Raw genomic sequence first — 22,686 nt, 5'->3', positions numbered from 1 at the left:
GAATTTGTTGGTATGTTATTTGTTCAAACTGATGCCATGGAACTACCAAAAGAACATAAAGAATATAAAAAAGGCTTTGTAACCATAAAGGGAGCCAGACAAAATAACCTCAACAATGTAAGCTTAGAAATACCTAGAGATGCTTTGGTGGTATTTACAGGAATTTCTGGATCTGGAAAATCATCTTTGGCATTTGGTACATTATATGCCGAAGCACAACGAAGATATTTAGAATCCGTATCTCCTTATGCTCGAAGGCTTTTTAATCAAATGCCCATTCCTGAGGTGGATGAAATTGAAGGTCTATCTCCGGCGGTTGCTTTACAACAACAAAGGGGTTCGGGTACTACAAGATCCTCTGTAGGCTCGGTTACTACTTTATCTAATTTACTTAGAATGCTTTATTCTCGAGCTGGTGATTACCCTAAAGGCCAACCTCTTTTATATGCAGATTCTTTTTCTACCAACACTCCAGAAGGTGCTTGTCCAGAATGTCACGGTCTTGGTAAGGTTTACCAAGTAACCGAAGAAAGTATGGTTCCTGATGATACTTTAACGATTAGAGAAAAAGCTATCGCTGCTTGGCCAACAGCTTGGCAAGGCAAAAATTTAAGAGATATTTTAGTAACATTAGGTTATGATATAGATATACCATGGAAAGACCTTCCGCAAAAAGATCGCGATTGGATTTTATTTACGGAAGAACAACCTAAAGTTCCTGTTTATCGCAATTTAAATCGAGAAGAAGTTCAAATAGCTTTAGAACAAAAAAGCGAACCTAGTTATATGGGAACTTATACAGGGGCAAAAAAACACGTGTTACATACGTTTTCAAATACTCAAAGTAAACTTATGAAAGAGCGTGTAAAAAAATACATGCTTAGTAAAGAATGTCCTGCTTGTCACGGTAAACGTCTGCGTAAAGAATCACTATCTGTCAAATTTGCGGGATATGACATAGCAGAAATTTCAAGGTTACCTTTAAAAAAATTATACTCCATTTTTTTACCTTACAGTGATGGATCTGCTTTAGAGTTAAATAAATTAAGTGAAAAACATCAAGAAAAAGGAATAGTTGCGCAGCGTATTGCCGAGGATTTAATTGGTCGAGTCTCAGTTTTATTAGAGTTAGGATTAGGTTATTTATCTTTAGAACGCAGTACACCTACTCTATCTCCTGGCGAACATCAACGTCTAAGACTCGCCACCCAGGTACGTAGTAATTTATTCGGAGTGGTATATGTCTTAGATGAGCCTTCTGCAGGTTTGCATCCAGCTGATACCAAAGCTTTATTGAAGACTTTAGATAGATTAAAAGCAAGCGGAAACTCACTTTTTGTAGTGGAGCATGAAATAGATGTAATTCATCAGGCCGATTGGATCGTTGATGTTGGCCCAGAGGCTGGTGAAGGTGGCGGAGAAATTTTATATAGTGGTCCTCCCGGTGGCTTAAAAAACATAGAAAGATCTAAAACAGGCATTCATCTTTTCAATAAGAACTCTTTTGAAAAAACACAGATTAGAAAACCTGAGACTTGGTTAAAATTAAGCGGAGTAACTCGAAATAATTTAGAAGACCTAGAGATTTCTTTTCCGCTAAGGACATTAACCAGTGTAACGGGAATTTCAGGATCGGGAAAAAGTAGTTTGGTAAGTCAGGTTTTAGTCGATTTAATGAATCAACACCTGGGGAATAAAACCTCATCTGAAGATGAACTTGATGAAGCCTCACAACAAAATCCTATAGAAACTCTTCAGGGAGAAATTATCGCTGGCGCGGAAATGATTCAACGTATGATCGTGGTCAATCAAAAACCTATTGGTAGAACACCTAGATCTAATTTAGCCACCTACACTGGTTTATTTGATGTCGTAAGAAAATTATTTGCTTCTACCGAACTCGCAAAGTCACGTAAATATACTGCAGGTCGATTTTCTTTTAATGTAGGAAAAGGACGTTGTCCTAATTGTGAAGGAGAAGGCTTTGTCATGGTAGAGTTACTGTTTTTACCAAGTGTATATGCTCCTTGTCCTGTTTGCGAAGGTTCTCGCTATCATAAGGAAACTTTAGAGGTTACTTATCGCGAAAAGAATATCGCTCAAATTCTAGATATGACAGTTGATCAAGCTTCATCCTTTTTTGAAGATGAAGATCGTGTTAAACGTCCTCTTCAAGTATTACAAGAAGTAGGTTTAGGTTATTTACGATTAGGACAATCTGCCACAGAACTTTCGGGCGGAGAAGCCCAACGCATTAAGTTAGCTAAAGAATTACAACGTGCAAACCGTGGAAACACGTTATATATTTTAGACGAACCTACAACAGGATTACACCCCACTGATGTTGAAAAATTACAAATTCAGTTAACTAAATTAGTAAACGCAGGAAATACTGTTATTGTGGTAGAACACGATATGCAAATTATTGCTGCAAGCGACTGGGTTATTGATGTTGGTCCGGGAGCAGGAGATGAAGGAGGAAAAGTAGTTGTGGCTGGAACACCAGAGACAGTTGCAAAAAACAAGCAAAGTAAAACTGCCCCTTACTTGCATCAAACGCTGTATGGTCAATATTAATTTTATAAAAATATGATAATCAGTAAATTCAATAGTTATGAATTTACTGGTTTATTTATGACAGGATTGATTAGCCGAAACTTCTTCAATAGATACTGTTGATGAAGGAGATATATAAGGTATATTTAATCCTAAACCTCTCAATATAAATAGTACTCCCATAATAATCACGAAAACTGGAATAGCTTTCATTATTTTTTTCTTAAAGTTTGTATTAAGAAAATTTCCAATATAGGTTGCAGTAGTCATTAAGGGGATGGTTCCTATTCCGAAGAAAACCATATAGAGACTTCCCTCCCACCAACTACCCGATGCAAGACTACCAAAGACAGCCATATAAACTAAACCACAGGGTAAGAAACCATTTAAAAATCCTATGGTAAAAAAGCTATCCATTGATTTTCGCTTGAGTTCTTTTCCTAAAGCAGATTTAACTTTTCCCACCCATTTATATATAAATTTCGAGCCGTTGTATTTACTAAAAATATTAGAAGGCAATAAAATGACTAAGATCATAAGTACTCCAATGGCTATTGAAATATGCTGTTGAAGACCAAATAATTGTAAACGTCTTCCTAAAAATCCAAACAACAGTCCGATAATTCCGTAAGTAAATAATCTTCCGGCATGATAACTCAACACTTGCAATACTCGCTTTACGGAGTTTTTTCTATCTACTGGAAGTAAGAAAGCTATAGGACCACACATGCCTACACAATGAAAACTTCCTAACAAACCAAATATGAGTGCTGATAGCAACATTTTTAATACGTTATCTGTTTTTTGAATCTGTATTTTTTCCCTTCATATTCCCAATCTATAGTAATATTCCAGCGTCCTTCTAACAATCGGCTGCCAGGTATAAGCAAATTAGAATCTGTAAGCTCTAAGGGAATTTCAAAATCCAGTTTCTTATTAGATGGTCTATATAGAGACACTATCCCTTTTATTTTATGTGGATCGAACCCTTCAGGAAACTGAAGCAAATAACCCATCTTATTTTTAATTCCCGTTATTTGTTTTTCCATAGCGGCTGTATTTTGTTGTGCATAAATATTACCTTGCAATTCCATTTCTTTTTGGTAATATCCTTCAGTAACTAAATCGTGTTCTAAATTATGATCTGTCGTCATACGATATACAAAAAATGAAATAAACCCTATAAAAAGGGTCATTACTATAACTAACCCCATTCCCCAATTAATTTTCATATGTTTAGTTTTTAGTGCTTATCATTCTTTTTTCTTTTTCCTCTTTTAACTTTTCAGCCATTTGTTTGGCTTTGCAAGAGGCATTATTGCCAGGTTGACCTTTTTGACATCCGTTACAACAATTTTTTTTATTTTGATTTTCCATTTACTCTAATATTTATGTAAAGTATTTTAATAAGCATCATTTATAACTTCTTGGACCTAAAAATGCGGTTCTGGTAGTTTCTATTTGTTCTTCTTTACTGAATACACCTATAACTACTTTATCTTTATCTCCACTCAACGCACTTGCATTTACCTCTATAAATAGCGTACCTTCTGCGAACTCTCCGGCTGGAACAGAAAAAGTATCATGACTTACCACTGTTATTTTTCCTTTATGAGATAATAGTTTAAAACTGACATCTTCAATATCATTATTGGTTTTGTTTACCAATTTGTAAGTGTAAACATTGCTTATAATATTATCTGCCTTGCGTTCGTATAACTGGCCTGGTAGTCGTAAAATATCTGCTTCAACATCATTTCGTAAAAACAACATTCCTACTAAAACAGTGATTAAGATTCCAAGAACGATAGTGTATCCTTTTAGACGTGGAGAAAACTCAAATTTAGTTTTCTCTTCGATATTTTCTTCGCTAGCATATCGTATTAAACCTTTGGGTAAATCTACCGCCTCCATCATACTGTTACAAGCATCAATACAAGCTGTACAGTTTACACACTCTAACTGTGTACCGTTACGTATATCTATACCTGTAGGGCATACTTGTACACATTGAGAACAATCAATACAATCGCCTTTTCCTGTTGCAGCTCGATTTTCTTTCTTTTTAAATTTTGCTCGGCCTTTTTCTTTTTCTCCACGTTTATGGTCATAAGCTACCACAATAGATTTTTTATCGAGTAAAACCCCTTGTAACCTACCATAAGGACAAACAATTATACATACCTGCTCACGAAACCATGCAAACACAAAATAGAATACACCCGTAAAAATAATAAGGGAGATTAAAGTGCTCCCATGCTGGGAAGGTCCATCAGTAATATAACGCACTAACCGATCGCTTCCGATAAAGTAGGCTAAAAAGATATTGGCAATTAAAAATGAAATTATTAGGAATATAGACCATTTTAAAGTACGTTTTAAAATTTTTTCTTTATTCCACGGCATTTTAGCCAATCGCATTTGTTTGCCTCGATCTCCATCTATCCAATACTCAATTCGGCGAAAAACCATTTCCATAAAAATAGTTTGCGGACATATCCAACCGCAAAATAACCGACCGAAAGCCACTGTAAAAAGAATTACAAACAGTACTCCTACCAACATGACCATAACGAAAATATAGAAGTCTTGCGGCCAAAAAGGAAATCCAAAAACGTTAAAACGTCGTTCTAATACATTAAAAAGTAAGAATTGATTTCCGTTTATTTTTATGAAAGGAGCAGTAAATAAAAATAGTAAAAGAATATAGCTCACATACTTTCTATATTCATACCACTTACCTACAGGCTTTTTAGGAAAAACCCAAGCTCGTTTTCCTTCTTCATTGAGTGTCCCAATGGTATCTCTAAAATTATCTTTTCCCTGCTCTGCCATTAATTTTTGTAATTCTTTATTTTTTAGTATTTAAAAACAATAAGAATATTGCGTCATCCCAGGCCACTACACTATGTTTTAGGTTGATTGGAATATCATAACTTTCATAGCAAGCATATCGACGACTTTCTAAATTTGTATTAAAGTCTATCTCACCCTTTATGACCAATAATTTTGCTTTACACGGAGCCACATGTTCTTTTAATTCTACACCACGCTTTAATCCTATGGCTAGAACTTTTGTGCCATTTTCGTCAAGTATTTTTTTGATCACAGGTTGATCGCTCAACTTTAAGCTTTTAGCTAATTCGGTCATCATTTTTTAATATTTTTTGATTCAGGATAACTTTTTAAAAATTATTGAATAACATCTTCTGTTACAGGCTGATCTTCTATAATCACTTCTACGTTGGTGCTGTCTATCATTTTGACTTGAATTTCTTCTACAGGTGCATTTTCATCTACCCATATTTCGCCTTCAGCTTCTTTAGCGTCTGGTGGATTTGAACCATGTAAGCTAATTACATAACTAGCTACTTGTGCCATTTCGGAAGGTTTTAAGTCGGATTTCCAAGAAACCATCCCTTTTCCTGCACGTCCTCCTTCTGAAATTGTTTTAAAAACATTCTTAACTCCTCCTCCTAAAATCCAATGATCATCGGTAAGGTTTGGACCTATACCTCCTGCTCCACCAACTTTGTGACAAGCAACACAATTACCTGTAAAAATGGTTTCACCTGCTTTAATATCACCAGCATCGGTTAATAGTTCAACCGTATTAAAGTCTACTAAATCTTTAGCATTTTTTTTGTATTCTTCAATCTCTAATTTAGCTTCTGCTACAGCTATTTGATATTCTTCATCTTGGTTTATGCCATCAAAAATATGATAGCGCGCCATATATACCACCGCAAAAATGATAGAGGCATAGAAACCATATACCCACCACGGTGGTAATTTATTATCCAACTCACGAATACCATCATAATTATGGTCAAGAATAATTTCTCCTTCCTGCTCTATGGGTTGGCTTCCTAATAAATTTTTATAAGTCTCTTTTAACCATCTAAATTGATTCTTTTTCTCTAATACACGTTTCTCATCGTATTCCACTAGAGCTTCTGGTTTCAAGCTTCGGCGTAGAACACTTTCTAAGGCTCCTACACAAATTTCAGCTGCTGCATAGGCTATGATTAAAAAACCTAAAAGAGCCCACCACCACGCTTGTTCTTCAAAAACCGATGTTTCTCCTGTAGTACCAATCCAATTCAGGAAAAAATAACCAAAAATTGAAAATCCTATTATTCTTAAAATTGCTGTTGTCTTCATAGGTTTAATTCCTTTTGATTTTTATCTAATTCTAATGGAATGTTGCTTACTTCTGTGATATGTTCTTTTTTTGCGGTAAAAACCCACCAAAAAAGCACTACAAAAAAGATGAAAAAAATAAGCAGAGATATGATAGGGTAGATTGCTACCCCATCTATGTTTTCTAAGTTACCTTTTATAAATTTTAGCATAACTATTGATTTTTGTTAGCAGTTATTTCGTCTTGAGTCTTAATTTTTATATCTGTACCTAACCTCTGTAAGTATGCAATAAGTGCTACCACTTCCCGATTACGCATTTCAATAAATGTTTCTCCGTTTTCTTGAGCATATTTTTTATCGGCTTCATAGGTTTTAACAAAATCTGGATCTGCATATAGGTTTTTTTCTATTTGTGTTCCCTGCTCATCCATCCATTGTTGAGCGCGCTCTATTTCCTCTGGTGTATAAGGCACCCCAAGAGAAACCATCGCTTCCATCTTATCTTCAGTTTGAGATTTATCTAACTTACTTTTTATAAGCCATTTGTATGAAGGCATAATAGAACCAGAACTTGTACTTTGCGGATCATAAAAGTGATTTAAGTGCCAATTATCGCTATACTTTTGCCCTACTCGCATTAAATCTGGACCCGTTCTTTTACTACCCCATAAAAATGGATGGTCATATACATATTCTCCCGATTTTGAATACTCCCCATAACGCTCTACTTCGCTTCGGAAAGGTCTTATCATTTGAGAATGACAAGAAACACAACCTTCACGTATATAAATATCTCTACCTTCTAACTCTAAAGGCGTATAAGGTTTTACCGTAGAAATAACAGGTACATATTCATCTACCATTAAGGAAGGAATAATCTGAACCATACCTCCTATTAATATTGCGATCGTAGCAAAAATGGTTAATTTTACAGGTCTTCTTTCTAACCAAGTATGGTAACCTTCTTTTGAGGTACGTTTTTTAGTTACTTTTTGTAATGGTGCAGCTTCTGCTAGTTCATCTTCTACTTCATTCCCTTGACGAACAGTCATTACAATGTTGTACAACATAATAAATGAACCTACGATAAATAAAGTACCTCCTATAGCACGCATCCAATACATAGGAATGATTTCATTTAAAGTTTCTAAAAAGTTTCCATAAGTTAAAGTTCCATCAGGGTTAAACTGTTTCCACATAGAAGCTTGTACAAATCCAGCTACGTACATAGGAAGTGCATACATAATGATTCCTAAAGTTCCTACCCAAAAATGTGCATTGGCTAGTTGAGTTGACCATAATTTGGTTTTGAAAAGTTTAGGTACCAAATAGTAAATCATCCCGAAGGTTAAGAAACCATTCCAACCTAATGCTCCTACGTGAACGTGTGCAATAACCCAGTCACTAAAGTGAGCAATCGCATTTACATTTTTTAGAGATAACATAGGCCCTTCAAACGTAGCCATCCCGTAACAGGTAATTGCCACAACCATAAATTTAAGTACAGGATCTGTACGCACTTTATCCCAAGCACCACGCAAGGTTAAAAGTCCGTTAATCATACCTCCCCAAGAAGGTGCTAAAAGCATAATAGAAAATGCTACTCCTAGATTTTGCGCCCAATCGGGTAATGAAGAATACAGTAAATGATGTGGTCCTGCCCATATATAGATAAAAATTAAGGACCAAAAATGAACAATAGACAACTTATAAGAATAAACAGGTCTATTGGCAGCTTTCGGAACAAAATAATACATCAATCCAAGAAAAGGAGTGGTTAGAAAAAATGCAACTGCATTATGTCCGTACCACCATTGTACCAAAGCATCTTGTACCCCAGCATATACAGAATAACTCTTTAATGCCGAAATAGGAAGTTCTATACTATTTACAATATGTAAAACTGCAACGGTTACAAAAGTTCCTAAATAAAACCAAATAGCTACATATAAATGACGCTGTCTTCTTTTTAGGATAGTTCCTATTAAGTTAACTCCAAAAGCAACCCAAATTAATGCTATTGCAATATCAAATGGCCATTCTAGTTCGGCATATTCTTTAGAAGTGGTATAACCTAATGGTAATGTGATCGCAGCTCCTACAATAATGGCTTGCCAACCCCAAAAATTTAAATTACTTAACCAATCTTTCCACATTCTTGCTTTAAGCAATCGCTGGGAAGAATAATAGACCCCTGCAAAAATTGCGTTCCCTACAAAAGCGAAGATTACCGCATTGGTGTGTAAGGGTCGTAAACGCCCAAAACTTAACCAAGAAATACCATCGGTTACATTGGGAAATAAAAACATGAAAGCGAGCAGAAGTCCAACTGACATTCCGATAATACCCCAGAAGATAGTGGCATTCACAAACTTTTTTACGATCTTATTATCGTAGTAAAATTGTTCTGTTTGCATAATTTATTGGTTACTGGTTTTAATTAAATCTTTATTATTAGTTTCCTTTTTATTGTTTTTTGGATGAACAAGTTCATCTTCAAATAGCATTCTCACGGATGGCGTATAAGTATCATCGTATTGCCCTTTCTTTACGGAATAAATAAATGCGATAAAGAATATGATAGCTACGATAACGCTTACGGTAATTAATACATAGATGATACTCATGCTTACTTTATTGATAGTGTAAAATTACCGTGATGATGTTTCCTAAAAGATGACTTTTGTCAGTTAAAGAAAATTTATTTGAATTCATTTTTTAATTAAAAACGACTTAACTTCTTTTCATTATCAAGAGTTTTTGAATGTTGTTTTCCGCTCTAGCAAATACGTACTAATAGTGGTAAATACAACAATACTTATCGAGCTAAGGGGCATTAAAATAGCTGCTACTACAGGAGCTAGATTACCTGTAATGGCAAAACCTAATCCTATTAGATTATAAAAAAGAGAGAAAACAAATGCGTATTTAATAATTCGTATAGATTTCCGCGAAAGCGACATAAACTGAGCTAACCCTTGTAATTTTTTAGCATCGATTATCCCATCACATGCTGGGGAGAAAACATTTATATCTTCAGACACTGCTATACCAACATCGCTTTGAGCTAGTGCTCCGGCATCATTCAATCCATCACCAACCATCATTACTTTTTTACCTTGCTCTTGTAATTTTTTAATGTAACGGAGTTTATCGTCTGGTTTCTGGTTAAATTTTAATTGTGAGAATGGTGGTAATTGACTCTTAAGAAATTCTCTTTCGCCATCATTATCACCTGAAAGCACCACAAGATTTGCGGTTTCACTCAATTTCGCAAAGAGTTTTTTCATTCCTTCCCGATAATTGTTATGCAGTATGTAACAACCTTTGTAGTCTTCATTTATACTTATATGAACTTGGGTCGTTTCGGTTTCAGAAATTAGATTTTTGTTTCCTACAAACGTATAACTCCCAACTTTAACGCTTGTATTTCCGTAAAGTCCCGAAATTCCTTTTCCAGTCTTTTCTTCAAAATCATCTAAAGTATAGATCTCATTTCCTTGAAGAAATTCATACAAAGCTCGACTTAATGGATGGTTAGATGCTCGTAAAGTGCTGGTTAGGACTTTTTGTTCAATCTCTGTGAGCGATATACCTTGATAACTGATTAAGTTTTTGCTATGCGTAGTAAGAGTTCCTGTTTTATCAAAAACTACTGTATCAACTTTTGCCATCTGTTCGATAACCAAACTTTCTTTGAGGTACAAATTGTGTTTTCCAAAAATGCGTAGCATATTACCCAATGTAAAAGGTGCTGCAAGTGCAATTGCACAAGGGCAAGCAACTATAAGAACCGCTGTAAAGACATTAAAAGCAATACTCAAATCCTTAAAAAGCCAAAAAATAGTAGATAGTACCGCAATACTTAAAATGACGAGTGTAAATCTTCGGCTTATTTGGTCGGTAATATTTTCAAAAGTGAGGGCTTTGTTCTTACTAAACACCTCATTATTCCACAACTGTGTTAAGTAAGATTGTTCTACTTTTTTGGTTACTTCAATCTCAATAATTCCTGCTTGTTGCTTTCCGCCGGCATATATTTTATCTCCAGAGTGTTTAACTACAGGTGCTGCTTCTCCAGTGACAAAACTATAATCTATCAGTGCAGCTCCCTTTATAAGAATTCCATCGGTTGGGATAAGTTCATTATTACGTATTAAAATGCGATTGCCCGGCTCAAGTTCGTAAACGGGTGTTTGAATTTCAGTTTTACTGAAATTAGTTTTATCTGATTTTTTTTGATCGTGTTGATAGTTTTCAACTAATTGAGTGACAGCTATCGGAAAATAAGATTTATAATCTCTCTCAAAAGAAAGAAACGCATATGTTTTTTGTTGAAAAAATTTACCTAACAATAAGAAAAAAACTAATCCCGCAAGACTATCAAAAAAGCCAGTCCCCCAATCCATTACAATTTCTAGGGTAGATCGTAAGAACAGTACCGAAATACCTATAGCAATAGGAACGTCTATATTTAAAATCTTAGAACGTAAACCCTTATATGCTGAAATAAAATAATCTCTACCTGAATAAAAAACCACAGGCACAGAAAATGCAAACATTAACCACCGAAAAAGTATTTTAAATTGATCTAGCCAAAATTCACTCACTTCAAAATATTCCGGAAAAGATAAAAACATAATGTTTCCGAAGGCAAAACCAGCCACGCCCAACTTATAGATAAGGCTACGGTCTATTTTCTTTTCTTTTTTATTAAAATCCTCAAGTGAAATGCTTGGTTCATAACCAATTTTACAAAGTAATAAGACGAGTTCTTTTAGTGTTATTTCTGAATTATTATAGGTAATTCTAACCGATTTCTGCGGAAAATTAACTTGAGCATTTTTTATCGCTGGGTGAATTTTATTTAAATTTTCTAATACCCAAATACACGAGCTACAATGAATATGAGGAACCACAAAGGAGACAATTTGAGTATCTTGCTCGTTAAACTCTAATAATTGATCTAAAATGTTTTGGTTGTCGAGAAAATCGAACCTCCCTTCTATTTCTAGGGGTGTTTTACCTGGATTTGCTTGTAAATCGTAGTAATACGTTAAGTCATTTTCATGCAGAATTTCAAATACAGTTTTACAACCATTACAGCAGAAAAATTTATTCTGATGCTCAATCGTCTTATCGGCACAAGCGTCTCCACAGTGATAACAATTTTCCATAACTTCCTCTAAACTTATAGCAAAGGTCTAGAGAATGAAGTCTTAAAAAGATGACTTTTGTCAGTTTCACTTTTTAGAATTAATCGTTGGATAATATTATTACTAAAATAGGCTCATTAAGGAAAATTCTACATCAATATTTGAATATATATAATCAAAAAAGCATTGGAATCTTTTAGTCTCTTTCATTGACTACTGAAAAATACGCGCTAACTTGCCGACTTGGTTTTATAGATTATTCCATAGACTAAAAAAAGAACTTGAATGGCTATAGAAAATATTCCTGAAATCTACCTAGATAATCCTACCGAAAGTAAAGACATTTTTGTGTACGACTTTAAAATGACTAGTGATGTGGTTAAAAGTAAGGTAAATTTAAGTATGAATATGTTTAGCTTTCTTCAAGTAGGAAAAAAGCAAGTACACTTTGCCAATACTTCTAAAGCTGTTAATAGCGAACAGTCATTACTATTAAAAAAAGGAAACTGGTTGTGGACAGAACTGTTAGATACCCAAGCGATTTACTATTGTAAACTCTTCTTTTTTTCTGAAAAAAAACTAACCGGTTTTTTAAGCAAGTACACTAAAGACGTTAAGCCATATCAAGAAAAAGTACCTTATTTTGTGATTGAAAACGATAATTATATTGCCTCTTTTATAAGCTCGTTATCGTCTAAGACCTTTGAAAACAGTGCCTATTGCGATGCGATGTTATCACTTAAATTTGAAGAAATTCTTTTGTATTTACTAGACAAATATGGCAGCGAATTTGAACATTACTTACACGCTTTAATATCTAAAGAAGTATCGCCTTTTAAAAATATAGTAGAAGATCACATATACTCTAATTTAAAATTAGAGGAAATTGCCTTTTTGTGTAATATGAGCTTATCTACGTTTAAAAGACACTTTACTGCAGAATACAAAGAAGCGCCTGGCAAATGGTTAAAAGATAAACGACTACAAAAGGCTAAAGAACTTTTACAGGGAGGCGATTTAAAACCGTCTGATATTTATTTAGATATAGGATATAATAACCTATCTAATTTTAGCATAGCCTTCAAAAACAAGTTTGGAATTAGTCCAACGGAAATGTAAAAAACACAAAACATTTACAATAATTTGATTTTCAAATACTTAAACTTACATCAATATTTACTTAACATTAAAAAACACAACTTGAACTGTTTTCATAAGTTATTGAACCATTTCAATAAATAAGAAACTCCTCTTCCATTATACATTTGTACCATCATTACAAACGCTTGGTTTTTCAAGCAGAATTTAAAAAAAATTAAAACACAGTAATATGGCAAATGTAACAAAACCCGATTTTAAAGAAAGATACGGAAACTTTATTGGAGGTAAATTTGTTGACCCAATTAAAGGTCAATATTTTGAAAACAGATCTCCCGTAGATGGAAAAGTATTTACCCAAGCAGCAAGATCTACACAAGAAGATATCGATCTTGCTTTAGATGCAGCACACGAGGCTTTCCCAGCGTGGAGCAACTCATCTGCAACAGAACGTAGCAATGCGTTATTAAAAATTGCTCAGGTTATGGAAGATAACTTAGAGTATTTAGCAACGCTAGAAACTATTGATAATGGTAAACCAATTCGTGAAGCACGTGCGGCAGATATTCCTTACTGTATAGATCACTTCCGTTATTTTGCAGGAGTTATTCGTGCAGATGAAGGTAGTATTTCAGAACACGATAAAGACACTGTTAGTATTGTATTACACGAGCCAGTTGGTGTAGTTGGTGAAATTATTCCTTGGAACTTCCCTATGTTAATGTTAGCATGGAAAATTGCTCCAGCTTTAGCAGCAGGTTGTACAGCTGTGGTAAAACCCGCAGAACAAACACCTACGAGTGTTATGGCCTTGATGGAACTAATTGGTGATATTTTACCTGCAGGTGTACTAAATATCGTCACTGGTTTTGGTAAAGAAGCTGGTGCAGCCTTAGCAACATCTAACAGAATTGCTAAATTATCTTTCACAGGTTCTACAGAAACTGGACGTACGGTATTGCATAATGCAGCAGAAAATATTATTCCTGTAACGATGGAATTAGGTGGTAAATCTCCTAATATTTTCTTCCCATCTGTAGCAGATCAAGATGATGAATTCTTCAGCAAGGCTGTAGAAGGTGCTTTAATGTTTGCTTTAAATCAAGGTGAAATATGTACTTCTCCTTCTCGTATTTTGGTTCACGAAGATATTGCAGATCGTTTTGTTGAAAAAATGCAAGAACGTCTAAAATTAGTTAAACCAGGAAACCCATTAGATCCAGAAACAATGATTGGTTCTCAGGTATCTAAAGCGCAATACGAAAAAATATTAAACTATATTAAAATTGGTATTGAAGAAGGTGCAGCTGTCTTAGCTGGTGGTGAAGCTGGTAACTATGAAGGTGAATTAGCCGATGGTTACTACGTACAACCAACCGTTTTAAAAGGAGATAACAAAATGCGTGTATTCCAAGAAGAAATTTTTGGACCTGTAGTAGCACTAACAACATTTAAAACTACACAAGAAGCTATTGCAATTGCAAACGATACACCTTACGGTTTAGGCGCTGGTGTTTGGTCTCGTGATGCGCACGAATTATATCAAGTACCACGTGCTATACAAGCTGGTAGAGTTTGGGTAAATCAATACAATACCTACCCTGCTCACGCACCTTTTGGTGGAGTAAAAGAATCTGGTTTTGGTCGTGAAAACCATAAAATGGCTTTAGATCATTATCGTGTTGTAAAAAACATGTTAATCTCTTATGATAAAAAACCAATGGGATTCTTTTAATTAAAATAAACCTATAGATTTTTATACAAAACCTCAGATTAATCTGGGGTTTTCTTATTTATAATAAAAAAAAGCATACTTATCTTTTAACATACTCCATAAAACCCTCAAACTATTAGAATCTCTTATTTAATGGAATGGATTTGTAGGAAAATTGAATTTTGGTTTTTTAGAAGTAATATCCATATTATTGAAATCAACAATAAATAAAGGTTTTAATTTTAACCTGAAATAAGTAATAAGAATTTAGTAAAAATCAAAAAATTTCACTTAATGGTTAAAATTTCTGAGTATATGTATTTAATTTCCTATACTTTTGTATCTCTATGAGTGATCACGAACATTCGCGTTGCGAGAATTGTATTATCAGACAAATGAATAGCTTTAAAGCCTTAAAAAAAGAGGAATTAAAGCAAATGGCCGATAATAAAAAAACCAAAACCATTAAAAAAGGTGATATCATCTTCAAAGAAGGAGAACGCTTAGGTGGCGTGTTTTGCGTAAGAAATGGTATCTCCAAACTTTCTAAAATGAGTGATAATGGACGTGATCAAATCGTGAAAATTGCTACTAAAGGAGAGGTATTAGGTCATCGTTCAGTTATTTCTTCAGAAGCCACTAATCTAAGCGCCGTAGCCCTTGAAGATATGGAAGTCTGTTTTATTCCTAAATCACACATTGAAGAGCCATTGCAAACCAATCCTGTTTTCACCAATGCCGTTTTAAAGCATATGGCACAAGAACTAAAGTTTGCAGATGACATTATTGTTAATATGGCTCAAAAAACAGTAAGACAGCGATTAGCTGAAATTTTACTTTATTTAGAAGAAAATTTTGGAACAGATAAAGAAGGTTATTTATACCTCCAACTTTCAAGAGCCGATATTGCTGATGTAGTTGGAACTGCTACCGAATTATTAATTCGCACACTTACTAAATTGAAAAAAGAAGGGTTGGTTTTAACAGCCGGAAAACGAATCCAAATACTCGATAAAAAAGCTCTTCTTCATATCGTTGAAGGTTTATAAAATTTAAGCGAAAATTTAAACTTTTCTATTTTTATTAATAAATAATTTTCACTCTTTTCTACCATAATTTTTAGTTTGATTCCTGAAAAATTGAATCATTTCAATTACATTTTTTTATCTTTTCTTTAATCGAAACGCATTGTAATTTTACTCTAACAAGCTGTTTTTTTTTTAATCACTTATTAAACTATTAATGAAAAATAATTTATCAAATATTTACAGTTATAATTTAAATTTTTATTGAATTTTCAAAATATCTTCCCATTGAGTGGTGTATCTGGGACTTCGTTGTTCTTTTACCAACTCCCACTCTTTTATTTTAGATTTATTTAACAGAGCTGGAGATAGAGTAGATTTCCCAAATTTTTGATTAATTTTATCAAAAACCTCCATTAAACCTTTTTTCTCACTAGTTTGATGAAATAAATTAGTTTGAACGTAATTTTCAGGAACAATTCCGCTAAGGCAAACTCCCACTTTTTTATAGCGATAACCCGATTTAAAGATGCGATGCAGAGCCTTTTTTCCTTCAGTATTTAATATAAAGGTATTATTTGTAGGGGTCTCGAGTGTAACCGTAATACTATTATGATATTGTTTGTCATTATTACTATGGTAATTGGTTTGTAAGAAAACCTGTAGGTATTTAGCACAAGAATTTTGGCTACGCAAAACCTCACTCACCTCATTTATATAATAAGAACAAGCTTCTTCTATAAGCTCAATGCTAGTCAATTTTTTTCCGAAAGATTTTGCTGTTCCTATTGCTTTTTTAGGTTTAGGCATAACTTCCAGACTTAAACAAGATTCTCCTCTTAATTCTCTCCACGTACGCTCCCCCACTACAGTCATATTTTTCCTCACCCAACTTAAAGGCAATTGTGTAAAGTCGTATGCTGAATGTTTTCCTATTTCCTGAAGTCTTGTTGTATGTTTTTTTCCGATACCCCAAACATCTTTTATTTTAGCCCAATGTAGTGTATCAATTCTTTTTTCTTCTGAATTTATGACGTAAACATGATTATTTGAGATCTCTTTTTTAGATCTACGATTAGCTAGTTTAGCTAAAACTTTAGTAGGCGCAATCCCAACTCCCACAGGCAAACCCGTGTAGCGCATAATTTTTTTCTTAATTTCGTGACCATAATCTTCGAGATCTATATGATCTAAGCCAGAAAGATCTATAAAAGCTTCATCAATACTATAAATTTCTACGATTGGAGAAAATTCTTTTAAAATACGCATCACACGATTAGACATTTCTCCATACAAGGTATAATTAGAAGAAAAAAAGGTGACATTGTTCTTTATAAGTTGATCCTTTATTTTGAACACAGGTTCGAACATAGGGATATGAGCTAAAGCTTTAGCTTCTTTATTTGCCGCAATTACGCATCCGTCATTATTACTCAACACTACCACTGGCTTTCCTCGTAAATCGGGTCTAAATACTTGCTCACAAGAAGCATAAAAACTATTACAATCTATTATACCTATCATACTTTATGGATAATGTAAGTGATGACACCCCATAGTTCTATAGATTCTAAATCTTCTTTATTCTCTAATGATGGATACTTTATTATATCGAAGCTTCCATCTTTTACAATTAGCGCCATGGTTCTACGAGAAAATTTTAAAGAACGATCGATAATAAGCACATCATTTTTATAAATATTTAAATTTTCCCAAACACTTCCACCTATTCTTATGTAAAAAGTTGCTTCTTTATTTTTCACGAAAACTTCAGATAAATCTATTGTGTTTTCTAAATAATGTGTGGCTGGACTAGGAAACCCTGTTTGCATGGAGACTTCAGCCTTATGCTTCTTCCTATTACTTTGTAATTTACCAAATTCTTTTATTTCCATAATTCAAATATATGGATATATTCTTAAAAATAGGATTATATCCATTGTGATATTTAATTCTAAAGTTTTTTGTTTATAAGGTAATTCTTAATTATTCTTTTAAAAATTATTATACACTTGGGACATTATTTTCTAGTTTCAAAGTATCTTTAAAAAAAATAATTTTCTTTAAAAATACTCTTATGAAAACTCATTTAATTTTGATGACAAGCATTTTAATAGGTTTAAGCACTATATCATGCAATGAAGAAGAAAAAAATAATAAGCAAAATCAGAAAACAAAAAATGGAACAGAGGTAAGTAACTCTTTGTCACAAAAGAATGAAGATTTATCCCTTGGTCATGAAGATTCTCAAAATATTTTTTTGTACTATAGAAAAATTAAGAGAGGATTAATAAATTCTAATTTGGAAGAAACTAAATCCGTTGCAACTAAATTTATAGAAAAAATTGATTATTCAAATCAAGCTATAAAAACCCATGTAGAGAATATCCAAAATTCATCAACACTAGAAGATCAAAGACATCATTTTAATGCTTTGTCTGTTGAAATGGAGAAATACTTAAAAGATTCAACAAGTAAAGATGTAGTCTACAAACAATATTGCCCTATGGCTTTTGATGGAAAAGGCGCTTTTTGGCTGTCTCAATCTAAAGAAATTATGAATCCATATTTTGGAGACAAAATGCTACACTGTGGCTCTATTCAAGGGACCATAAAATAAGGAGTTATGGACTCCTTTTTAAGACAATGGGGAGAAGCGGCCAATACCACTCTAGGGTTTTTCTGGATGGCATTGTGGGCTTTTATTCTTGGCTATATAATTAGTAGTGTAATACAAGTTTTTGTAACCGAAAAACGGATGCAGAAATCTATGGGCAAAAATGAAGGCAAAAGTATACTGTTAGGTACATTTTTTGGCTTTATAAGTAGTTCATGTAGTTTTGCCGCACTTGCTTCTACTAAATCTATTTTTAAAAAAGGAGCTAGTTTTGTTTCTTCCATTGCATTTTTACTGGCTTCCACCAATCTTGTTATCGAATTAGGTATTATTATTTCTATCTTTTTGGGTTGGCAATTTGTTGTGGGAGAATATGTAGGTGGTATTTTATTAATACTTATTTGTTGGGCATTAATTCGTATTCTCAATCCTAAAAAGCTAATTAAAAAAGCACGTAAAAATTTAGAAAGTGAAGATAATAATGCTTCTAATAATTCTAAAAACTGGAAAAAGCAGATAAAAAAAGAAGAAAGTTGGGCACGTGTGGCTAAAAAATATAAAATGGAATGGCAAATGGTTTGGAAAGACGTAACTGTTGGTTTTACCATTGCTGGTATAGTTGCTGCTTTTGTGCCTGATTCTTTTTTTCAAACTTTATTTATAAATAGCGGACAAGGAAATACAGATTTTACATTTTTTGAAGTCCTAGAACATGTTATTGTTGGTCCTATAGCGGCATTTTTAACTTTCATTGGTTCTATGGGAAATATTCCGCTAGCGGCGTTATTATTTGGCAAAGGCGTTAGTTTTGCAGGAGTAATGGCCTTTATATTTAGTGATTTGGTAGTATTTCCTGTATTGCGCATCAATGCTAAATATTATGGGTGGAAAATGTCTATCTTTATTGTATTTTTATTATTTACAGCTTTAATTGGCGCATCATTAGCACTGCATTATACTTTTGATTTATTCAGTGTTCTTCCAGATCCTTCCCAAGTTAAAATTCATGATCAAGAATTCTTTAAAGTTGATTATACCTTATTTTTAAATTTAGGATTCCTCGCTATTTCAGGGTATTTAATTTACTTAGGTTTCTTTAAAAAGAAAGATGTAGAGCACGATATGAGTAAAATGGCACCTAAAAGTCAGTTATTGGAAACTGTTTTAAAATATGTTGCCTTCGCTTGTTATATTTGGTTAACAGGAGGATTGGCTGTAAAATACATTTCCTAAAAAATGAAACAAGAATTTTACATTAAAAATATGGTTTGTGATCGCTGCAAAATTGCAGTGCAAAAAGCAGCAGAAAGTTTTCAAGCTAAGGTTGAAGAGATTCAGTTAGGTAGAGTTCTTTTAGAAACAAATCATTCATTCCGTTTTAAAGAATTTAAAAATGCTTTAGAGAATAACGGTTTTGAGTTAATAGAAAATCCAGAAATCAAACTTACAGAAGAGATTAAAATTAAACTCATTACATTTATTGAAGAGCATATTTCAGAAGAAAAAATTTCTACCTACCTAAGTAAAGTTTTACATAAAGATTATACCGTGTTAAGTAAAACTTTTAAAAAAATTGAAGAACAAACCATAGAAAAATACTTTATCAAACTGAAGATAGAAAAAGCAAAAGAGCTAATACAAATGAATAAATTTTCATTTTCAGAAATTGCTTATCAATTAGACTACAAAACTATCAATCATTTATCTGGGCAATTTAAAACGATAACAGGAACCACGATGAGTGATTATAAAAATAACCAAGATTGGAATAGAACCTCACTAGACAAAATTGTGTAAACCATACCTATAATTATGTAAACCTCTACCCTGCATTCTCCTTAACTTTGCTAACAAAAGAAAGCAAAATGAAACATACTTATCATATACACGGAATGTCTTGCGGTGGTTGCCAAAACCACGTACAGCAGGCCTTAGCAGAAGTAAACGGAGTTAAAAATGTAGATGTAAATTTAGAAAAAGCTGAAGCTGAAATTGAAATGGAAAAACACATTCCGTTAGAAAAATTTCAAGAAGCTTTAAAAAATGATGGAGGGCATTACTCTATCCATCATCAAGACGAAAAACCTCAGCCTAAAAAAGAGTCTTCTATTCACAAAAAACAAGGAAACGGTACAGGTATTTATTATTGTCCTATGCATTGTGAGGGTGATAAAACTTACAATGAGCCTGGTGATTGCCCTAAATGCGGAATGGATTTGGTTGAAGAAGTTTCTACACAACCTACAAGCACAACATATACCTGCCCAATGCATCCTGAGGTTATTGAAGATCAACCTGGAGATTGCCCCAAATGCGGAATGGACCTTGTACCAAAAAAGCCAGACCTTTCGGCTGAAGAAAAAACCTATGCTCAACTCAGTAAAAAATTCTGGATTGCGCTTGCTTTTACGCTTCCCGTATTTATCATTTCTATGTCAGATATGATCACTAACAATCCTTTATATGATATTTTAGAATTAAAGTATTGGAACTGGATTCAATTTGTTCTTTCTATTCCTGTAGTTTTTTATGCTACTTGGATGTTTTTTGAGCGGGCTTATAAATCATTAAAAACATGGAATTTAAACATGTTTACCCTCATTGGTATTGGTGCTAGTGTAGCTTGGGTATTTAGTGTGGTATCGCTTTTATTTCCAGATATTTTTCCGCAACAATTTAAAACTGAAAGTGGTACTGTGCATGTTTATTTTGAAGCTGCTACCGTAATTTTAACGCTGGTCTTATTAGGTCAACTTATGGAAGCCAGAGCACACAGTAAGACAAATTCTGCAGTAAAAGAATTAATAAAACTAAGTCCCAATGAAGCTACACGAATTGTTAACAATCAAGAAGAAAAAATTTCTGTAGATCAAATAGAAGTTGGTGACAAACTACGTGTAAAACCCGGAGAAAAAATACCTGTAGATGGTGTAATTACTGAGGGGACAAGCTCTATTGATGAATCTATGATTACTGGAGAACCTATTCCAGTAGAAAAAAATAAAGGTGACCAAGTAAGTTCTGGAACTATAAATGGGCAACAAAGCTTTTTAATGGAAGCTAAAAAAGTAGGTAACGAAACTCTTTTGGCTCAGATTATAGAAATGGTAAATAAAGCCAGTAGAAGTCAAGCTCCTATTCAAAAAGTAGCCGATAGAATTTCTGCTTATTTTGTACCCGTGGTTGTTATTATTTCTATCATCACCTTCTTTATCTGGGCTATTTTTGGACCAGAACCGGCCTATGTTTTTGGGTTTGTAAATGCCGTTGCCGTATTAATAATTGCTTGCCCTTGTGCGTTAGGCTTAGCAACTCCAATGTCTGTTATGGTTGGTATTGGTAAAGGAGCGCAAAACGGAGTATTAATAAAAAATGCAGAAGCGCTAGAGAAACTCAATCAAATAGATGTACTTATTGTAGATAAAACGGGGACATTAACCGAAGGAAAGCCTAAAATAGAAAAAATAGGTTTTAATAAAAATTCTTCTGAAGAAACGGTATTAAAAGTAATTGCTTCCTTAAATCAATATAGTGAGCACCCTTTAGCTAAAGCTACACTTCAATATGCTGAAGAAAAAAATACACCTTTACTAAAAACTGAAAATTTTGAAGCTATTACAGGAAAAGGTGTGCAAGGTGAAATTGAAAATAATTTCTACTTTTTGGGGAATAAACGTTTAATTGAAGAACATTCTATTTCAATTTCAGAAGAGTTTCAACAAGAAATCATTCAGCAACAAGAAAAAGGAAAAACAGTTTCTTACCTCGCTAATGATAAAGAAGTTTTAGGCTATGTAATAATAGGCGATCCTATTAAAAAGAGTTCTAAAAAAGCGGTACAAGAACTTCAAAATAAAGGTATTGAAGTAATTATGCTTACTGGAGATAATGAGCAAACCGCTGCTGCGGTGGCTAATGAAATTGGTGTAAATACTTTTAAAGCAAGCATGCTTCCTGGAGCTAAGCAAGATGAAGTAAAAAGTCTCCAAAAAGAAGGAAAAAAAGTAGCGATGGCTGGTGATGGTATTAATGACGCTCCTGCCTTAGCACAAAGTAATATTGGTATTGCGATGGGAACGGGTACAGATGTTGCTATAGAAAGTGCAGAAATCACCCTTGTAAAAGGCGATTTACAAGGAATTGTAAAAGCTATTCATTTAAGTGAGAAAGTGATTAAAAATATCAAACAGAATTTATTTTTTGCACTCATCTATAATAGCATAGGTGTACCAATTGCTGCAGGTATATTATTTCCATTTTTTGGGATTTTATTATCACCTATGATTGCCGCCTTGGCGATGAGTTTTAGCTCTGTTTCGGTAATTACCAACGCGCTTCGTCTACGTGGCGCTAGTATTGATTAACTGAAAAAATT

Annotated in this window: 20 protein-coding genes; 8 read left to right on the top strand and 12 right to left on the bottom strand. The window is 33.6% G+C overall.

The features are described 5' to 3' along the window. Positions 1 to 36 precede the first annotated feature (36 nt). Positions 37 to 2,577: an excinuclease ABC subunit UvrA gene (gene uvrA / locus LX95_RS08945; protein ID WP_111541169.1), complete on the top strand. Its 2,541-nt coding sequence runs from the start codon at positions 37 to 39 to the stop codon at positions 2,575 to 2,577. Positions 2,578 to 2,628: 51 nt separating this feature from the next. On the opposite strand, the gene LX95_RS08940 is transcribed toward uvrA, so the two are convergent. The 10 genes from LX95_RS08940 to LX95_RS08900 form a co-directional block, all read right to left on the bottom strand. After that, complete coding sequence (locus tag LX95_RS08940) at positions 2,629 to 3,339, bottom strand: sulfite exporter TauE/SafE family protein (RefSeq protein WP_111541095.1); 711 nt, start codon at positions 3,337 to 3,339, stop codon at positions 2,629 to 2,631. Between the two features lie 2 nt (positions 3,340 to 3,341). Continuing rightward, positions 3,342 to 3,788: a FixH family protein gene (locus tag LX95_RS08935; protein ID WP_111541094.1), complete on the bottom strand. Its 447-nt coding sequence runs from the start codon at positions 3,786 to 3,788 to the stop codon at positions 3,342 to 3,344. A 4-nt stretch (positions 3,789 to 3,792) separates the two neighbouring features. Beyond that, positions 3,793 to 3,933 (bottom strand): hypothetical protein, encoded by a 141-nt coding sequence (locus tag LX95_RS14600; RefSeq protein WP_170116596.1) that lies wholly within the window; start codon positions 3,931 to 3,933, stop codon positions 3,793 to 3,795. A 36-nt stretch (positions 3,934 to 3,969) separates the two neighbouring features. Next, positions 3,970 to 5,391 (bottom strand): cytochrome c oxidase accessory protein CcoG, encoded by a 1,422-nt coding sequence (gene ccoG, locus LX95_RS08930; RefSeq protein WP_111541093.1) that lies wholly within the window; start codon positions 5,389 to 5,391, stop codon positions 3,970 to 3,972. Positions 5,392 to 5,407: 16 nt separating this feature from the next. Beyond that, the gene (locus LX95_RS08925) at positions 5,408 to 5,710 is read right to left on the bottom strand and encodes a cupin domain-containing protein (protein ID WP_245924748.1); all 303 of its coding nucleotides are present in this window, start codon (positions 5,708 to 5,710) and stop codon (positions 5,408 to 5,410) included. 38 nt (positions 5,711 to 5,748) lie between these two features. Next, a complete protein-coding gene (locus tag LX95_RS08920; RefSeq protein ID WP_111541092.1) occupies positions 5,749 to 6,720 on the bottom strand; it encodes a cbb3-type cytochrome c oxidase N-terminal domain-containing protein in 972 nt (323 codons plus the stop codon). Then, entirely contained in the window at positions 6,717 to 6,911 is a 195-nt protein-coding gene (locus LX95_RS08915) for a CcoQ/FixQ family Cbb3-type cytochrome c oxidase assembly chaperone (protein WP_111541091.1), read from the bottom strand. The genes LX95_RS08920 and LX95_RS08915 overlap by 4 nt, the downstream gene beginning before the upstream one ends. A 2-nt stretch (positions 6,912 to 6,913) precedes the next feature. Continuing rightward, on the bottom strand, positions 6,914 to 9,118 hold the full coding sequence (gene ccoN / locus LX95_RS08910; protein WP_111541090.1) for a cytochrome-c oxidase, cbb3-type subunit I: 2,205 nt from the start codon (positions 9,116 to 9,118) through the stop codon (positions 6,914 to 6,916). Positions 9,119 to 9,121: 3 nt separating this feature from the next. Continuing rightward, the gene (gene ccoS, locus LX95_RS08905; RefSeq protein WP_111541089.1) at positions 9,122 to 9,328 is read right to left on the bottom strand and encodes a cbb3-type cytochrome oxidase assembly protein CcoS; all 207 of its coding nucleotides are present in this window, start codon (positions 9,326 to 9,328) and stop codon (positions 9,122 to 9,124) included. Positions 9,329 to 9,451: 123 nt separating this feature from the next. After that, on the bottom strand, positions 9,452 to 11,878 hold the full coding sequence (locus LX95_RS08900; protein WP_111541088.1) for a heavy metal translocating P-type ATPase: 2,427 nt from the start codon (positions 11,876 to 11,878) through the stop codon (positions 9,452 to 9,454). A gap of 264 nt (positions 11,879 to 12,142) precedes the next feature. Here LX95_RS08900 and LX95_RS08895 point away from each other — a divergent pair, with 264 nt between their 5' ends. From LX95_RS08895 to LX95_RS08885, 3 genes are all read left to right on the top strand, one after another. Next, complete coding sequence (locus tag LX95_RS08895; protein WP_111541087.1) at positions 12,143 to 12,976, top strand: helix-turn-helix domain-containing protein; 834 nt, start codon at positions 12,143 to 12,145, stop codon at positions 12,974 to 12,976. Positions 12,977 to 13,187: 211 nt separating this feature from the next. Continuing rightward, the gene (locus LX95_RS08890; protein WP_111541086.1) at positions 13,188 to 14,690 is read left to right on the top strand and encodes an aldehyde dehydrogenase family protein; all 1,503 of its coding nucleotides are present in this window, start codon (positions 13,188 to 13,190) and stop codon (positions 14,688 to 14,690) included. A 326-nt stretch (positions 14,691 to 15,016) separates the two neighbouring features. Next, positions 15,017 to 15,718 carry a Crp/Fnr family transcriptional regulator gene (locus tag LX95_RS08885; RefSeq protein WP_111541085.1) on the top strand — a complete coding sequence of 234 codons (702 nt, stop codon included), beginning with the start codon at positions 15,017 to 15,019 and terminating at the stop codon, positions 15,716 to 15,718. A 237-nt stretch (positions 15,719 to 15,955) separates the two neighbouring features. Here the strand turns inward: LX95_RS08885 and LX95_RS08880 are convergent, their stop codons facing one another. Together LX95_RS08880 and LX95_RS08875 are read right to left on the bottom strand one after the other, a co-directional pair. Then, positions 15,956 to 17,218, bottom strand: coding sequence for a Y-family DNA polymerase (locus tag LX95_RS08880; protein ID WP_111541084.1), 1,263 nt, complete (start codon positions 17,216 to 17,218; stop codon positions 15,956 to 15,958). Beyond that, complete coding sequence (locus tag LX95_RS08875; RefSeq protein ID WP_111541083.1) at positions 17,215 to 17,589, bottom strand: S24 family peptidase; 375 nt, start codon at positions 17,587 to 17,589, stop codon at positions 17,215 to 17,217. Before LX95_RS08875 ends, LX95_RS08880 begins: the two co-directional genes overlap by 4 nt. A gap of 182 nt (positions 17,590 to 17,771) precedes the next feature. On the opposite strand from LX95_RS08875, the gene LX95_RS08870 reads away from it, so the two are divergent. The 4 genes from LX95_RS08870 to LX95_RS08855 all read left to right on the top strand — a co-directional run bounded on the left by LX95_RS08870 (position 17,772) and on the right by LX95_RS08855 (position 22,675). Next, complete coding sequence (locus LX95_RS08870) at positions 17,772 to 18,314, top strand: DUF3347 domain-containing protein (RefSeq protein WP_111541082.1); 543 nt, start codon at positions 17,772 to 17,774, stop codon at positions 18,312 to 18,314. 6 nt (positions 18,315 to 18,320) lie between these two features. Continuing rightward, a complete protein-coding gene (locus LX95_RS08865; RefSeq protein WP_111541081.1) occupies positions 18,321 to 19,544 on the top strand; it encodes a permease in 1,224 nt (407 codons plus the stop codon). 3 nt (positions 19,545 to 19,547) lie between these two features. Next, entirely contained in the window at positions 19,548 to 20,108 is a 561-nt protein-coding gene (locus LX95_RS08860) for a helix-turn-helix domain-containing protein (RefSeq protein WP_111541080.1), read from the top strand. 68 nt (positions 20,109 to 20,176) lie between these two features. Next, positions 20,177 to 22,675, top strand: coding sequence for a heavy metal translocating P-type ATPase (locus LX95_RS08855; RefSeq protein ID WP_111541079.1), 2,499 nt, complete (start codon positions 20,177 to 20,179; stop codon positions 22,673 to 22,675). Positions 22,676 to 22,686 lie beyond the last annotated feature (11 nt).

Source organism: Mesonia algae (assembly GCF_003253545.1).
Taxonomy (GTDB): Bacteria; Bacteroidota; Bacteroidia; order Flavobacteriales; family Flavobacteriaceae; genus Mesonia; species Mesonia algae.
The sequence above is the reverse complement of the archived record's forward strand: the minus strand, read 5'-3'. Positions and strand labels throughout refer to the sequence as shown.

Excerpts from the sequence above, each read along its gene's own strand:
- uvrA (WP_111541169.1), top strand. The coding sequence starts at position 37 with ATGGAACTACCAAAAGAACATAAAGAATATAAAAAAGGCTTTGTAACC.
- LX95_RS08940 (WP_111541095.1), bottom strand. The coding sequence starts at position 3,339 with ATGTTGCTATCAGCACTCATATTTGGTTTGTTAGGAAGTTTTCATTGT.
- LX95_RS08935 (WP_111541094.1), bottom strand. The coding sequence starts at position 3,788 with ATGAAAATTAATTGGGGAATGGGGTTAGTTATAGTAATGACCCTTTTT.
- LX95_RS14600 (WP_170116596.1), bottom strand. The coding sequence starts at position 3,933 with ATGGAAAATCAAAATAAAAAAAATTGTTGTAACGGATGTCAAAAAGGT.
- ccoG (WP_111541093.1), bottom strand. The coding sequence starts at position 5,391 with ATGGCAGAGCAGGGAAAAGATAATTTTAGAGATACCATTGGGACACTC.
- LX95_RS08925 (WP_245924748.1), bottom strand. The coding sequence starts at position 5,710 with ATGATGACCGAATTAGCTAAAAGCTTAAAGTTGAGCGATCAACCTGTG.
- LX95_RS08920 (WP_111541092.1), bottom strand. The coding sequence starts at position 6,720 with ATGAAGACAACAGCAATTTTAAGAATAATAGGATTTTCAATTTTTGGT.
- LX95_RS08915 (WP_111541091.1), bottom strand. The coding sequence starts at position 6,911 with ATGCTAAAATTTATAAAAGGTAACTTAGAAAACATAGATGGGGTAGCA.
- ccoN (WP_111541090.1), bottom strand. The coding sequence starts at position 9,118 with ATGCAAACAGAACAATTTTACTACGATAATAAGATCGTAAAAAAGTTT.
- ccoS (WP_111541089.1), bottom strand. The coding sequence starts at position 9,328 with ATGAGTATCATCTATGTATTAATTACCGTAAGCGTTATCGTAGCTATC.
- LX95_RS08900 (WP_111541088.1), bottom strand. The coding sequence starts at position 11,878 with ATGGAAAATTGTTATCACTGTGGAGACGCTTGTGCCGATAAGACGATT.
- LX95_RS08895 (WP_111541087.1), top strand. The coding sequence starts at position 12,143 with ATGGCTATAGAAAATATTCCTGAAATCTACCTAGATAATCCTACCGAA.
- LX95_RS08890 (WP_111541086.1), top strand. The coding sequence starts at position 13,188 with ATGGCAAATGTAACAAAACCCGATTTTAAAGAAAGATACGGAAACTTT.
- LX95_RS08885 (WP_111541085.1), top strand. The coding sequence starts at position 15,017 with ATGAGTGATCACGAACATTCGCGTTGCGAGAATTGTATTATCAGACAA.
- LX95_RS08880 (WP_111541084.1), bottom strand. The coding sequence starts at position 17,218 with ATGATAGGTATAATAGATTGTAATAGTTTTTATGCTTCTTGTGAGCAA.
- LX95_RS08875 (WP_111541083.1), bottom strand. The coding sequence starts at position 17,589 with ATGGAAATAAAAGAATTTGGTAAATTACAAAGTAATAGGAAGAAGCAT.
- LX95_RS08870 (WP_111541082.1), top strand. The coding sequence starts at position 17,772 with ATGAAAACTCATTTAATTTTGATGACAAGCATTTTAATAGGTTTAAGC.
- LX95_RS08865 (WP_111541081.1), top strand. The coding sequence starts at position 18,321 with ATGGACTCCTTTTTAAGACAATGGGGAGAAGCGGCCAATACCACTCTA.
- LX95_RS08860 (WP_111541080.1), top strand. The coding sequence starts at position 19,548 with ATGAAACAAGAATTTTACATTAAAAATATGGTTTGTGATCGCTGCAAA.
- LX95_RS08855 (WP_111541079.1), top strand. The coding sequence starts at position 20,177 with ATGAAACATACTTATCATATACACGGAATGTCTTGCGGTGGTTGCCAA.